At 48.2% G+C, this 14779-nt stretch carries 12 protein-coding genes; all 12 read left to right on the top strand.

Annotation, left to right across the window (positions count from 1 at the left end; translation table 11 throughout):
• The first annotated feature begins 26 nt into the window (after positions 1-26).
• Positions 27-1535: an alpha-N-arabinofuranosidase gene (locus LG52_RS07485; protein WP_044731458.1), complete on the top strand. Its 1509-nt coding sequence runs from the start codon at positions 27-29 to the stop codon at positions 1533-1535.
• Positions 1536-1598: 63 nt separating this feature from the next.
• Positions 1599-2594, top strand: a complete 996-nt coding sequence (locus LG52_RS07480) for a Gfo/Idh/MocA family protein (protein WP_044731457.1) — start codon at positions 1599-1601, stop codon at positions 2592-2594.
• Between the two features lie 16 nt (positions 2595-2610).
• Positions 2611-3663, top strand: a complete 1053-nt coding sequence (locus LG52_RS07475) for an aldose epimerase family protein (protein ID WP_044731456.1) — start codon at positions 2611-2613, stop codon at positions 3661-3663.
• 4 nt (positions 3664-3667) lie between these two features.
• Positions 3668-4489, top strand: coding sequence for an HAD-IIA family hydrolase (locus LG52_RS07470; protein ID WP_020279021.1), 822 nt, complete (start codon positions 3668-3670; stop codon positions 4487-4489).
• Entirely contained in the window at positions 4486-5700 is a 1215-nt protein-coding gene (locus LG52_RS07465) for a sn-glycerol-1-phosphate dehydrogenase (protein ID WP_044731455.1), read from the top strand. The genes LG52_RS07470 and LG52_RS07465 overlap by 4 nt, the downstream gene beginning before the upstream one ends.
• Entirely contained in the window at positions 5697-7637 is a 1941-nt protein-coding gene (locus LG52_RS07460) for a glycoside hydrolase family 127 protein (protein WP_197071997.1), read from the top strand. The genes LG52_RS07465 and LG52_RS07460 overlap by 4 nt, the downstream gene beginning before the upstream one ends.
• A gap of 224 nt (positions 7638-7861) precedes the next feature.
• The gene (locus tag LG52_RS07455; protein ID WP_020279018.1) at positions 7862-9583 is read left to right on the top strand and encodes a sensor histidine kinase; all 1722 of its coding nucleotides are present in this window, start codon (positions 7862-7864) and stop codon (positions 9581-9583) included.
• Positions 9583-10362, top strand: coding sequence for a response regulator transcription factor (locus LG52_RS07450; RefSeq protein ID WP_020279017.1), 780 nt, complete (start codon positions 9583-9585; stop codon positions 10360-10362). Before LG52_RS07455 ends, LG52_RS07450 begins: the two co-directional genes overlap by 1 nt.
• Positions 10363-10466: 104 nt before the next feature.
• A complete protein-coding gene (locus LG52_RS07445) occupies positions 10467-11792 on the top strand; it encodes an extracellular solute-binding protein (protein ID WP_013145179.1) in 1326 nt (441 codons plus the stop codon).
• 62 nt (positions 11793-11854) lie between these two features.
• Positions 11855-12724: a carbohydrate ABC transporter permease gene (locus LG52_RS07440; protein ID WP_013145180.1), complete on the top strand. Its 870-nt coding sequence runs from the start codon at positions 11855-11857 to the stop codon at positions 12722-12724.
• A 14-nt stretch (positions 12725-12738) separates the two neighbouring features.
• Complete coding sequence (locus tag LG52_RS07435; protein WP_044731453.1) at positions 12739-13605, top strand: carbohydrate ABC transporter permease; 867 nt, start codon at positions 12739-12741, stop codon at positions 13603-13605.
• A gap of 115 nt (positions 13606-13720) precedes the next feature.
• The gene (locus LG52_RS07430; RefSeq protein WP_044731452.1) at positions 13721-14767 is read left to right on the top strand and encodes an aldose epimerase family protein; all 1047 of its coding nucleotides are present in this window, start codon (positions 13721-13723) and stop codon (positions 14765-14767) included.
• Positions 14768-14779 lie beyond the last annotated feature (12 nt).

Below are 14779 nucleotides of genomic sequence, written 5' to 3'. Positions count from 1 at the left end.
TAAAAAATAGAAAGGAAGAGTGGCAGATGGCTACGAAAAAAGCAACGATGATCATCGAAAAAGACTTCAAAATCGCTGAAATCGACAAACGCATTTACGGTTCTTTTATCGAGCACCTCGGCCGCGCTGTATACGGAGGGATTTATGAGCCGGGACATCCGCAGGCAGATGAAAACGGCTTCCGGCAAGATGTCATCGAGCTGGTCAAAGAGCTGCAAGTGCCGATCATCCGCTATCCGGGCGGGAATTTTGTGTCCGGTTACAACTGGGAAGATGGAGTGGGGCCAAAAGAGCAGCGTCCGCGTCGGCTTGATTTGGCGTGGCGGTCGGTGGAAACGAATGAAATTGGCTTGAATGAATTTATGGATTGGGCCAAGATGGTCGGAGCCGAAGTGAATATGGCCGTCAACTTAGGGACGCGCGGCATTGATGCGGCACGCAACTTAGTCGAATACTGCAACCACCCATCGGGCTCCTACTACAGCGATTTGCGCATTGCCCACGGCTACAAAGAGCCTCATAAAATTAAAACGTGGTGCTTGGGCAATGAGATGGATGGTCCGTGGCAAATCGGCCATAAGACGGCCGTCGAGTACGGGCGGATTGCTTGCGAAGCAGCCAAAGTGATGAAATGGGTCGACCCAACAATTGAACTCGTCGTCTGCGGAAGCTCGAACCGGAGCATGCCGACGTTTGCGGAATGGGAAGCGACTGTTCTTGACCATACGTATGACCATGTCGACTATATTTCTCTCCATCAATACTACGGAAACCGGGATAATAATACGGCCAATTATTTGGCGCTGTCGCTGGAAATGGATGATTTTATCCGTTCGGTTGTCGCCATCGCCGATTATGTGAAGGCGAAAAAACGAAGCAAAAAAACGATCCACCTTTCGTTTGACGAATGGAACGTATGGTACCATTCGAATGAGGCGGATAAGCAAATTGAACCGTGGACGGTGGCGCCGCCTTTGTTGGAAGATATTTATAACTTTGAAGATGCGCTTCTTGTCGGCTGCATGCTTATTACGCTCATGAAACATGCCGATCGGGTGAAAATTGCCTGCTTGGCTCAATTAGTGAATGTCATTGCACCGATCATGACGGAAAAGAACGGTCCGGCATGGAAGCAAACGATTTACTATCCGTTTATGCATGCTTCTGTTTATGGCAGAGGGGTGGCGCTGCACCCAGTCATTTCAAGTCCGAAATACGACAGCAAAGACTTTACGGACGTGCCGTACTTAGAGGCGATCGCGGTGTACAATGAAGAAAAAGAAGAAGTAACGATTTTCGCCGTCAACCGTGATATGGACGATTCGTTACTGCTTGAGTGCGATGTCCGCAATTTTGAGGATTATCGCGTTATTGAACATATCGTATTGGAACATGACAACGTGAAACAAACGAATTCGGCGCAGTCGTCTCCGGTTGTTCCGCATCGCAACGGCGACGCTCAGATGTCCGATGGAAAAGTATCGGCGACGTTGCCGAAGTTGTCGTGGAACGTCATTCGTTTAGGAAAACGATAAAGATGTGAAAGGCTGGTCTGATGACCAGCCTATCCGTCTGAAAATGGGAAGGAGAGACGGGACATGGAACGCAAAGTCCGTTTTGGCATCATCAGCACCGCCGCTATTGCCCAAGAGGTGATGATCCCGGCGATTCGCCGCGTGGAGTGCGCGGAAGTTGTGGCGATTGCCAGTGAAAGGGGAAAGGCGAATCAAACGGCGCGGGAACTTGGGATTCCGAAAGCGTACGACAGTTATGACCAGCTGCTCGATGACCCTGATGTTGATGCGGTGTACATTCCACTGCCGAACAGCTTGCACGCCGAATGGACGATTAAAGCGGCGAACAAGAAAAAGCATGTGCTTTGCGAAAAACCCGCCGCCTTATGTGAGGAAGATGTCCGGCGCATGATCGAGGCGTGCGAGGAAAACGGCGTTTTATTTATGGAAGCGTTCATGTACCAATTCCATCCGCAGCACGAGCGGGTGAAGCAACTTCTAGCTGCTGGCGAGATCGGCGATGTCAAGTACATGCGCACCCATTTCTCGTTTTACCTGAAAGACCGAGAAACGAATATCCGCATGAACGATGAGCTTGGCGGGGGGAGTCTGTTCGATGTCGGCTGTTATTGTGTGCATTCGACAAGACACGTCCTTGACGCCGAGCCCGTCGAGCTGTTCGTCCAATCTCGTTTTGATCCGCATCGTTCGGTTGATTTGACGACGATCGGTTGGATGAAGATGGAAAATGGTGTTTTCGCCCAGTTCACGTGCAGCTTCGATATGTTCTTCAAAAATGAGTACGAAATCATCGGCACGAAGGGAAAAATCGTTGTTTCGCGGGCGTACCGGCCGGATGTGGACGGGGGAGGGGGACGGATTACGGTCGTAACGGCTGATGGAAGCGAGCGTGAGGAAACCGTGTTTGGCGACCAATACGCGCTGCAAATCGAGCACTTTTCCCGCGCCATTCTCGAAGGGACGCCGCTGTTGTATTCGCCGGAGCGCATGATCAAACAATCGCGGGCGCTCGACGCTTGCCGCACATCGATGAAAACGGGAGCGATCGTGCGGTTATGAAGGAAGGGGAATCGAGATGAACATTACATACGAAAAGTGGTCCGAACTGAATGGAAACGATATTCTCTTGTTCACCTTGACAAACGATCGCGGCATACAATTGTCCGCGACGAACTTTGGGTGCATCGTGACCAAACTGCTGGTTCCTGACCGGATGGGCAACATTGAAAATGTGGTGCTTGGGTTTGACCGATTTGAGCCGTATGTCGAGAACGCCCCTTATTTCGGCGCCGTGATTGGCCGGGTGGCGGGGCGCATTCAAGGGGCGAGTTTTGAGCTTGAAGGGGCCACGTACGAGTTGGCGAAAAACGAAAACAACAACCATCTGCACGGCGGCCCGGGCGGATTCCACCGCGTGCTTTGGCAGGCGGAACCGGTTTGGGGCGATGATGCGGTCGGGGTCGTCTTTTCGTACACAAGCCCGGACGGGGAAGAAGGGTATCCGGGAACGGTTGATGTGCAAGTGGCGTATTGGCTCAACAATGACAACGAATGGACCGTCACCTACCGGGCTCGTTCGGACAAAACGACGCTTGTCAACTTGACGAACCATACGTATTTTAACCTAAGCGGCAACGGCAAGCGCGATATTTTAGACCATACGCTGGCCATCCAAAGCTCTCGCGTACTCGAATTGAATGACGAGCTGATTCCGACAGGCCGCGTCTTGGATGTCGCCGGCACGCCGTTTGATTTGCGGCAAGGAAAGATGATCCGGGAGGCGGTTGAATCCGGACACCCGCAAATCGAACTCGTCGGCGGGGGCTATGACCATCCGTTTTGGCTCGACCGGCATCATGACAAGGAAATTGTTCTTTCCGACCAAGAGAGCGGACGAACGTTGACGGTGGAGACGGACGAAGTCGGCGTGGTCGTGTACACATCGAACCAGCTGCCGGAAGGAATGGATTTAGGCGGCGTGCCGTCGCGGAAATATCTCGGTGTTTGCCTCGAAACGCAAGGGCTGCCGGATGCGATTCATCATCCGCAGTTTCCGTCGATCATATTGCCAGCTGACAAGGAGCGAGTATCAACGACGGTCTATCGGTTTGGCGGGCGGACATCATAGGCGGATGGGAGGGGGATGGCTCTTGATAGAGGAAATTGAAGGGGTGTTGATTGATCTTGATGGGACGATATGGAAGGGAAATGAACTCATTTCGCATGCAGATAAGGCGGTTGCCTACCTCCGTTCGCTTGGAAAACGAATCGTGTTCGTCAGCAACCGTGGCAATTGGTCGCGCCGCATGTGTCATGAACAGCTTGAACGGTTTGGAATTGCGGCGGCGGAAGAGGACATCATTTTATCCTCAACGGTAACGGCCCAATTTTTTCGGAAACATTATCCGCTTTGCCAAGTTTGGACGTTAGGCGACGAAGGATTGCGTGAAGAGCTGCGGCATCACCAGGTGCCGTTGGCGCCAGCTCCCGAAGACGCGGATTTTCTCATCATCACGCTGCATGAAACGATGACGTACCGCGATTTGGATTTGGCATTTCGTGCGGTCCATCATGGGGCGCGAATCATTGCGACCAACATCGATAAAACGTTTCCGAGTGAACATGGGAATGCCATTGATGTCGCCGGGATGGTAGGAGCGATTGAAGCGGCGGCGAGCCGAAAAGTGGAACTTGTGTTAGGGAAGCCTTCTTGTTTTATGGTCGAAGCGGCTTTGCGCCAGCTGAAGGTGCCCCCTAACCGCTGCCTCGTCATCGGTGACAGTGTGGAATCGGATATTCGCATGGGGAGAATGTACGGCATGAAAACCGCTCTTGTGCTGACAGGAAATACGAAGCGCAACGAATTGAAGGCATTGAGGGAAAAAGAACGGCCGGATTATGTGATGGATTCCATTTATGACATCGTGGGGCTTGGAAAGGAGATCGTGCAGTGAACCCAATAATAGAAGAGATCGTGCCATTGGTGAAGCAATGCGATTGTGGCCATCTTCATTATGACATTCCAATTGAACAGATGACGGTGGGATGCGACGCGTTTGAGCAGCTCCTTGCTTATTTGCGCCATAAGCGGTATGAGAAGGTGGCCGTGGTGGCCGATGAGCGGACGTTTGCGGCAGCAGGGGAGTCATTGTGTGATGAACTGGAAAACAAATCAATCCGCTATACAATATGCCTCGTGCAACCGGACGAAAATGGGGATGTCATCGCCGATGAACGTTCGATTGTGCAAGTGCTGTTGGAAACGCCGAACGATGTTGATGTTTTCGTTGCCGTAGGGGCGGGAACGATTCACGACATTACTCGTTTTAGCAGTCATAAAATGAAGGTTCCGTTTATTTCGGTTCCTACTGCTCCATCGGTGGACGGATTTACGTCAATGGGAGCTCCGCTCATCATTCGTGGGGTGAAAAAAACCATTCAAGCACAGGCGCCGGTCGCTGTATTTGCTCATACAGGTGTGTTGTCCCAAGCTCCAAAAGAGATGATCGCCGCTGGATTTGGCGATATGGTGGCGAAGTATACGTCATTGGTCGACTGGCAGTTTGCCCACTGGATGGCCGATGAGCCCTATTGTCCATTTGTTCACCAGCTTACCGAACAATCTCTCAAAGCATGTGTCGACCATATTGATGACATTGCCGATGGCGGTGAACAAGGGATTCGTGTATTAATGAATGCGTTGCTGCAGTCGGGCATTGCGATGTTGCTCATGGGGCAATCGTACTCGGCATCGGGAGCGGAACACCATCTGTCCCACTACTGGGAAATGGAATTTTTGCGTCGGAACAAACGGCAAGTGCTGCACGGGGCGAAGGTTGGCGTAGCGACTCCGATGATCATTGAACACTATCAACGCGTCTTTTGGCCGTTATGGAACAAACTAGAAGAACGACCGAAATCAATAGACGAAACTGCAAGGAAACGACTCAAAGCCAAGGCGGCTTCTATTCAGAAACTGCTTGAATCCTTGCCCTCTCCAGGGCGCGTTCGAACTATGTTAGAGAAAGTAGGAGGGGCCGCTCTCCCGGAACAACTCGGCATCGATCTTCCGTTGGTTGAACGGAGTCTGCGGGAGGCTCATCGATTGCGTCCGAACCGCTTTACGATTCTCTACTTTTTAAATGAATGGGTTTTAGGAACATGATAGGGGGAATCAAAGTGGAAAAAGCTACAATAAGGGCAAATGTCAAGGATCGGTTTTGGAAACGATATATCGATGTCGTCCGGAACGAAGTCGTTCCTTACCAGTGGGAAGCGCTTAATGACCGCATCCCAGGCGCTGAACCAAGCCATGCAATCGAAAATTTCCGCATCGCCGCTGGCGAATCAGATGGAGAATTTTACGGGATGGTCTTTCAAGACAGTGATGTGGCGAAATGGCTCGAAGCGGTGGCGTATTTACTCGAGGAAAAGCGCGACTCGGAATTGGAAGCACTCGCGGATGACGTGATTGAGCTGCTTGGCCGCGCTCAGCAGCCGGACGGCTATCTCAACACGTATTATACGGTCAAGGAGCCTGGAAAACGATGGACAAACTTACGGGACAATCATGAACTGTATTGCGCCGGCCATTTGATCGAAGCGGCAGTTGCTTATTTCCAGGCTACAGGCAAACGGCGCTTTTTAGACATTATGTGCAAATATGCCGACTATATCGGTACGGTATTCGGCCGCGGGGAAGGCCAAATTCCTGGATACGACGGACATCAGGAAATTGAGTTGGCGCTGTTGAAATTGTATGAGGCGACTGGAAACGAGAACTATTTAAAACTGAGCCAATATTTTATTGATCAGCGCGGGCAGCAACCTCATTACTTTGATCAGGAAAAAGAAGCAAGAGGGGAAACGAAGCCATTTTGGTATGACGGCGGGTATCGTTACCATCAGGCGCACATTCCGGTCAGGGAACAAAAACAAGCTGTTGGGCATGCGGTGCGGGCGCTCTATATGTATACCGCCATGGCTGGACTGGCGGCGAAAACGGGAGACGAATCGTTGAAACAAGCATGCCAAACGTTATGGGAAAACGTGACGAAACGGCAAATGTATATCACGGGCGGCGTCGGCTCGAGCGCTTTTGGCGAATCGTTTACGTTTGATTTTGATTTGCCGAATGATACGGTCTATGCCGAGACGTGCGCGTCAATTGCGTTAGTGTTTTGGGCCCGCCGCATGCTGGAACTGGAGATGGATGGGAAGTACGCGGATGTGATGGAACGGGCGCTATACAACGGAACGATCAGCGGCATGGATTTGGACGGCAAGAGATTCTTTTATGTCAACTCGCTCGAAGTGTGGCCGAAGGCATGTGAACGCCATGACAAACGCCATGTGAAACCGGTGCGGCAAAAATGGTTCAGCTGTGCGTGCTGCCCGCCGAACTTGGCCCGTCTCATCGCCTCGATCGGCCATTATATTTATTCACAAACATCGGATGCGTTGTTCGTCCACCTTTATGTCGGCAGCAACATTCAAACGGAAATAGGCGGTCGGTCAGTCGAGATCGTGCAAGAGACGAATTATCCTTGGGATGGAACGGTTCGATTGACGATTTCGCCGGAATCAGCCCAGGAATTTACACTTGGATTGCGCATTCCTGGATGGTGCCGGGGAGCGGAGGTAACGATCAATGGGGAAAACGTAGACATTGCGCCGCTGACCAAAAAAGGGTACGCTTATATCCGTCGAGTGTGGCGGCAAGGGGATGAAATGGTCCTTCACTTCTCGATGCCGGTCGAGCGGATTAAGGCGCATCCCCAAGTGCGCGCCAATGCCGGCAAAGTTGCGTTGCAGCGCGGGCCGATTGTGTATTGTTTGGAAGAAGTCGATAACGGACCGAATTTGGCAAATTTGTTCCTTCCGCGCGATGCCCAGTTGGAAGCGCACTTTGAGCCGGACTTGCTAGAAGGGGTTGTAGTGATCACCGGAACCGCCGAACGAATGGATGAATCAGCATGGAATGATGAATTGTATCGCCCGATTGAACCCCGAACCTATCAAGTTCCGTTCCGTGCGATTCCTTATTATGCCTGGTGCAACCGTGGGGAAGGGGAGATGACGGTGTGGGTGAATGAGAAATAGACCTATCGATGTTGCTATTCACTGTGTGAAATGATTTGGAAATGAAGATGAAATACCAAGGTGAATGAATGAGCTGGTCGGATGTTTGATGAACCGGACACGACCAGCTTTTTGTTTCGACAATCTTTGTTTGTGTTCTATACAAATTATGTAGAAGCCACTATACTAGTAATTAAAGAGATTTGTCTTTCACATACTCTTTTCCGTTAGGAAGGGACATCGCCATGCTTAGCTACCTAAAAAAATGGAACACGTTGCGAAATCAGATATTGGTCGTATTCCTATTTGTCATGGTGATTGTGCTGTCTCTCGTCAGCATGATCACGCTCAAGCAAGTGTCCCTGTTGATTCGGAACAACGCTGAAAACCAAATCAAGCAGACAGCTATTGAAGCGAGCGGTCGGATTGATTCATTGTTTGAACAGTTGAATACAGCGACAAAGTTTGTGATGACCAATCAAGAAGTTCAACGATTATTTGAACGAATCCATGGGGGAGAGAAAGTGACGTTTCCAGAATTGCAAAGGTTAAAAAGTGTGGTTAATAATATCCAAGCCAACTCTGAGGGCATTTACTCTGTCGAGCTCTATACAGAAGATTTAAAGCAAGTGTTTCCCCTAGACAGTTCTATGAAGATGTTTCAACGTCTCAACGTGAAATGGATTTATGAAGCGGATCGCGCGAAAGGCAGACTTGTATGGATCGGAGAAGATCCGCGAAACCCGCAATTTTATTTAGCGATACGGCGCATTACGTTGATGGAGCGTCATTTTGCCAACGGGGGATACTTGCTTGTGCGAATTTACAAGCCGTATTTCGCGATTACTGAGGTGAACACGGGGCAATACGTATTGGTTTCCGATCCGGAAGGAAAGGTTATTTTTTCAAATAATTCCAGCTTAACTGATGTATCTTCATTAAATCAACGGTCAGCAACGGTAATAAATCAAACCGAATACATGGTAACAAAGCAGTCTTCCAACAAAGGGTTCACCGTTTTCATATTAACGCCTGTCAGTGCCCTGACCAAGGGAGTGAACAGCATTCGGTTTGGGATCATTTTCGCTGGCATTATCGGGATGCTTGTTTACTTTTTATGTTCGCTGCTTCTCTCGACCATCATTACACGGCCGATTGTTCAATTAACGAAAACGATGCGGCTGGCGAATGAGCGGTTATTAACAGTTGATCCGAAGATGGTTACGGTCAATGAGATCAGGGAGCTGAATAGCACCTATAACCAATTGGTGAGAGAAACGAATCATTTGATCAAAATGGTGTATCAAAAAGAGATTGTTCGCAGCCAAAGTGAATTGAAAGCGCTTCAAGCGCAAATCAACCCTCATTTCTTGTACAACACGTTGGAGTCGCTGCGGTGGTCGTTAGAAGAGAAAGGGGAAGAAGAGTTGGCAGATGTCGTTGTGTCCATGTCAGAGCTGTTTCGCTACACCATCAGCCGAAATGTGAACGATGATTGGGTTACATTGAAAGAGGAATTTCGCCATATCGAAAATTATATGGACATTATCAAATTTCGGTTTGGCGATCGCATCAAGTGGCATTTGTCGCTGCCTGAGGAATGGGAAAATGTCAAAATCCCAAAACTGTTGATTCAACCGTTAGTCGAAAACGCGGTCGTGCATGGTTCGGAAAACCGGACAGCCCCTTGTACCATTACCGTGGCTGTCAAACCGGTTTCGGATCGTCATCTTGAGATCATGGTGGAAGATGATGGAGTTGGAATGGATGAAGAAAGGCTCGAGGCGGTGAAACAGGCTATGCATACAGGAGAAGCGAAAGGAAAAGGAATGGCATTGTATAATGTGAAAAAACGTCTCCAACTTTATTACAAGAAAGAAACGAGCGATGGCATAACAATTGAGAGCCGTAAAAACAAAGGTACAAAGGTCACGCTTCGAATTCCTGTTAACGGAGGTGAAAGATAATGTATGAGAAGACCATTTTGGTTGTGGATGATGAGCCGAGGGCGAGGGAAGGGATGAAGCGGTTGTTGGAAAAATGGGCCTCCGGCAAACACCGAATCATAACGGCTGCCAACGGCCAAGAAGCGCTTGACATTTTGCGGCAAGAGCGGGTGCACGTGTTATTGACAGATATTCGGATGCCGGAAATTACCGGGCTTGATGTGTTAGAGGAAATGAGAGAAAAAGACGATTCTCCGGCAGTGATCCTCATTTCTGCTTACCCTGATTTCGATTATGCGCAAAAAGCCATCAGCCTTGGTGTATTAAACTATTTGTTGAAGCCGGTGAAAAAAAGCGAATTATTCGAAGCGGTAGAAAAAGCGATCCACGTTTCCGAGCAAAAGGAAAGGGAACGAGTGATGAAACAATTGATTGACGATAAACTCATCGATGCCCTTGACCGTCACCCCCAAACTCGTGAACCGATTCGCGAGGCCATCCAGTTTATTGATCGGCATCTAAAAGATGATATATCACTAAAAGAAGTGGCGGAGCACGTCCATTTGAATCCAAGCTATTTTAGCACGCTGTTTAAAGAACAAATGAAACTCACATTCAGCGAATATCTCACAAGAAGAAGAATGCAGCGAGCTAAAGAACTGTTGATGACGACTGATATGGCTGTATCAGAGATTGCGGAAGAGTGCGGTTACAAAACAGCGAAATATTTTATTCATTTGTTTAAGGAAATGGAGGGAAAGACTCCGAGCAGCTATCGAAAAAGTCAAAAAGAAAAGTAATCTAAAAATACTGGTACTTTTCCTAATGGTTGTTGCCTTTTTCCCCCTTCATGATGATGGTAGACTGTATTTGCAAGCAAAGAATAGAGAAGGGGGTAAAGTTTATGAAAAAGAAAGCGTTCACATGGTTGGTTTTGCTAATGTTGATGGCGGGGATTGTGCTGTCTGGTTGTTCTTCTTCGTCGAGCGATTCTGCGAGCGAGGGGAAATCCGGAGACGGGAAAATTCATTTGAAGTTTATGCACGACTGGCCAAAAGGCAGTTCAACCGCTTACTACAATCTTGTAGAGGAGATTATTAAAGACTATGAAGCGAAGCATCCGAATGTTCAGATTGATGTAGAGGTATTAAATCCGGATCAATATCGGGATAAATTAAAAGTGTTGGCCGCTTCGAATGAATTGCCTGACGTAGGGTTGACGTGGTCGAACGGTTTTGCCGAACCATACGCCACTGGAGGACAATTTGCGCCGCTAAATGATATTATCGAAAAAGAATTTAAAGACCAGTTTGTACCTGGAACGGTAGAAGCGTATACCTTTAACGGCAAATCGTATGCGCTTCCAATGGAGATGAACATCACGTATATTTTCTACAACAAAGAGATTTTCAAAAAATATGGTCTTCAGGAACCGAAAACCTTTGAAGATTTGAAAAACATTGGGAAAACGTTGATCAAGCATGGGGTGATTCCAGCCACAGTCGGTTCAAAAGACGGATGGCCGGCATCGATGTGGTTTATGTACCTCGCTGACCGGATTGGCGGCCCGACGATTTTGACCGATGTCATTCAAGGAAAAGTGAAAATGTCTGACCCAGCTATTGTCAAAGCGGCAAAAGAAGTTCAAAATCTTGTGGATATGGGGTTCTTTGTCAAAGGGAACACTGCCTTCTCGAATGATGATGCTAAAGGTTATTTCCTAAACGAAAAGGCAGCCATGTTCTTAACGGCCACATGGGAGTTGCCGAACTTTACAACCAGCCCGGATGTGCCGCAAGAGTTTAAAGAGAAGGTTGGTTACTTTAAATTCCCACTGTATGAAGGCGGCAAAGGAACGGACATCAACAGTTATGTTGGCGGTCCTGGGTTAGGCGCGTTTGTCGCGGAAAATTCAAAGCATAAAGAACAAGCGAAAGACTTCGCGGCGTACCTTGTCAAAGAATGGGGCAAACGGTCAGTGGAAGGTGCAGGCATTTTACCAGCTACAAAGGTGAATACAGAAGGGTTGAACGTACCGAAGATGTACCTGGATGTCTTGCATGACATCAATAACGCGACAAACATTACGACTTGGTTTGACACCCAAGCAAGCCCGAATGTTTCTGAGCTGCACCATGACTTAATGACGGCCCTGTTTGGCAAACAAATCACGCCAGAAGAATTTGCGAAACAACATGATGACGCGTTGGCGGAGGAAGCCAACAAATAAGAATTTTGGGGGCATCTGGAACAACACATGCCCCCTTATTTGTAAAGAAGGAGTTATCAGCGATGAAAAACGTTATGTCCAATAAAACAGCCATCATTCTTTATGTCCTGCCGTCGCTTCTCCTTGTCTTGTTTTTAATTTATATCCCGATTGCGCTGACGGGATATTATGGATTGATGGATTGGAGCGGGGTAGGCCAGATGAAGTTCATCGGCTTGGAGAATTATAAAAAGCTTATTCATGACAAGCTGTTTTGGGAGAGCACCTGGCACTCCGTCTTGTTGGCGTTGTTTTCCGTTCTCAGTTTGATCGGCTATTTAATCGTTTCTTTAATATTAGCGAGCAAAATTAAGGGAGGGAATTTGTTTAGAAAAATTTACATTATTCCCATGCTTATGTCGTCTGTCGCCATCGCTCAACTTTGGATTAAGATTTTTGATCCGATGAATGGGCTGATTAACAGTTTATTGTCTATGTTTGGGATAAAAGAGACTCCACTTTGGTTGGCGGATCCGGATATGGCGCTATATTCGGTTTTCATCCCGATCGTTTGGCAGTATGCGGGGTTTTACATCATTATTATGTATGCGGCTTTGATCAATGTACCTCAAGAATTGATTGAAGCTGCAAGAATCGATGGTGCCAATGCCTTTCAAATTGCCTACAAAATTAAGGTGCCCCTTATTTCTGGGGTGTTAAAAGTATTGGTGATTCTAGCCGTTGTCGGGTCTTTGAAATATTTTGATTTGATTTACGTCATGACCGGAGGCGGCCCGGGGCATGCCACGGAAGTGATTGCTTCTTATATGTATAAAGAAGCGTTTGGGAAATTCAACTTCGGGTATGGAAGTGCGATTGGTTTTGGGTTGCTCATCCTTAGCATGGGAGCGACCTGGATGATTCAAAAAATGTTGAGAGTCAATCAAGAATAAAAGGAGAATTGACCATGAAAGAAAAGAAAATCTTAGATTCCAAGCCTCGTTCTCCTTTACGACAAATCGCAATGGGAATTCTTTACTTTATCTTGGTTGTCGTAGCGCTTCTTCAATTATATCCGTTAGTATGGTTATTCTTATTGTCGTTGAAGACGAATCAAGAAGTATTTGGAATGTCTCCGTTCGCCTTGCCGAAATCTCCACGATGGGAAAATTATATAAATGCTTGGTTTGATGGAGGGATCAACCAATACTTTTTCAATAGTGTCTGGTATACGATCGTCGCTGTTGTATTGACTTTGATTTTAGCCAGTTTTGTCACGTTCGCCTTGACAAGAATGGAGTGGAAATTCAAAGGTGTTGTATTGGCTTTGTTTATGATCGCTTACATGATCCCGCTTCATTCGACGCTCATTCCGTTGTTTAATATTTATAATAAAATGAACTTAATTGATAACCCCATCTCGATTATTCTTTCATATACGACCTTTAACTTGCCGATTACGATTATGATTTTGCTAGGATTTTATCAGTCGTTGCCGCGGGAAATCGAAGAAGCGGCGGTAATGGACGGGTGCTCTGTCCATCGCATTTTTTTCCGCATCACATTGCCGATGACAGCACCTGTTCTTGCGACTACAGCCATTATTAACATGATTTACAATTGGAATGAGTTTGTGTTTGTCAACACGTTCATTAGTTCGGAAAAATGGAAAACGATCACAGTCGGAGTCAATAATTTTGTCGGCCAATATCTCACCGACTGGGGGGCGATCGGCGCGACTTTGGTGATCAGCATTTTGCCGATTTTGATTGTGTACTTATTCTTGAGCGACCGAATTATTGAAGGACTGGTTGCTGGTTCGGTAAAAGGATGATGTCATATGTGATTGGGGTTAAGTTTGTTTGTGTTATATACAAACTAAATGAAATATAGTATGATGAAAATGATCAAATCGTTGCTTTTTCCATCGTTGGAGAGGGGGAGAGAGGTTGCGGATTAGGAAAGAAACATGGTCTCGTTTCAACGGAAAAGAAGTTCTTTTATTTACGTTGACAAACGACCGCGGCATGGAACTGTCGGCGACAAACTACGGATGCATCGTGACGGACCTCCGCGTTCCCGACCGGAACGGCAACATCGAAAATGTCGTGCTCGGGTTTGGACGATTTGAACCGTATGTTGAGAACGCCCCTTATTTCGGCGCCGTGATCGGCCGGGTGGCGGGGCGCATTCGCGGGGCGAGCTTTGAGCTTGAGGGCGTCACGTACCGGTTGGCGAAAAACGAACACAACAACCACTTGCACGGCGGACCGAACGGATTCCATCGTGTGCTTTGGCAGGCCGAGCCCGTTCAGCGCGACGATGCGGTGGGGGTCGTCTTTTCGTACACAAGCCCAGACGGGGAGGAAGGGTACCCGGGAACGGTTCATGTTCAAGTGGAATATTGGCTGAACAATGACAACGAATGGATCGTCACACACCGGGCTCGTTCGGACAAAACGACGCTCGTCAATTTGACGAACCATACGTATTTCAACCTAAGCGGCAACGGCAAGCGCGATATATTGGACCACACGCTGACAATCCAAAGCTCGCGCGTGCTCGAGTTGAATGAGGAGCTGATTCCGACGGGCCGCATCTTGGATGTCGCTGGTACGCCGTTTGACTTGCGGCAAGGAAAGGTGATCCGGGAGGCGGTCGAATCCGGGCATCCGCAAATTGAACTCGTCGGCGGGGGTTATGACCATCCGTTTTGGCTCGATCGGCATCATGACAAAGAGATTGTGCTTTCCGACCCGAAGAGCGGGCGAGTGTTGACGGTGGAGACGGACGAAGTCGGCGTGGTGGTGTATACATCGAACCAGCTGCCGGAAGGGTTGGATCTAGGCGGCGTGTCGTCGCGGAAATATTTAGGCATCTGCCTGGAAACGCAAGGGCTGCCGGATGCGATCCATCATCCGCAGTTTCCGTCGATCGTATTGCCGGCTGGCCAAGAGCGAGCATCAACGACGGTCTATCGATTTGGCATCATTTGAATCAATGGAGGA

The organism is Geobacillus kaustophilus, from assembly GCF_000948285.1.
GTDB lineage: Bacteria > Bacillota > Bacilli > Bacillales > Anoxybacillaceae > Geobacillus > Geobacillus thermoleovorans_A.
The sequence above is the reverse complement of the archived record's forward strand: the minus strand, read 5'-3'. Positions and strand labels throughout refer to the sequence as shown.

Coding starts and splice junctions, on each gene's coding strand:
- LG52_RS07485 (WP_044731458.1), top strand. CDS start 27: ATGGCTACGAAAAAAGCAACGATGATCATCGAAAAAGACTTCAAAATC.
- LG52_RS07480 (WP_044731457.1), top strand. CDS start 1,599: ATGGAACGCAAAGTCCGTTTTGGCATCATCAGCACCGCCGCTATTGCC.
- LG52_RS07475 (WP_044731456.1), top strand. CDS start 2,611: ATGAACATTACATACGAAAAGTGGTCCGAACTGAATGGAAACGATATT.
- LG52_RS07470 (WP_020279021.1), top strand. CDS start 3,668: ATGGGAGGGGGATGGCTCTTGATAGAGGAAATTGAAGGGGTGTTGATT.
- LG52_RS07460 (WP_197071997.1), top strand. CDS start 5,697: ATGATAGGGGGAATCAAAGTGGAAAAAGCTACAATAAGGGCAAATGTC.
- LG52_RS07455 (WP_020279018.1), top strand. CDS start 7,862: ATGCTTAGCTACCTAAAAAAATGGAACACGTTGCGAAATCAGATATTG.
- LG52_RS07450 (WP_020279017.1), top strand. CDS start 9,583: ATGTATGAGAAGACCATTTTGGTTGTGGATGATGAGCCGAGGGCGAGG.
- LG52_RS07445 (WP_013145179.1), top strand. CDS start 10,467: ATGAAAAAGAAAGCGTTCACATGGTTGGTTTTGCTAATGTTGATGGCG.
- LG52_RS07440 (WP_013145180.1), top strand. CDS start 11,855: ATGAAAAACGTTATGTCCAATAAAACAGCCATCATTCTTTATGTCCTG.
- LG52_RS07435 (WP_044731453.1), top strand. CDS start 12,739: ATGAAAGAAAAGAAAATCTTAGATTCCAAGCCTCGTTCTCCTTTACGA.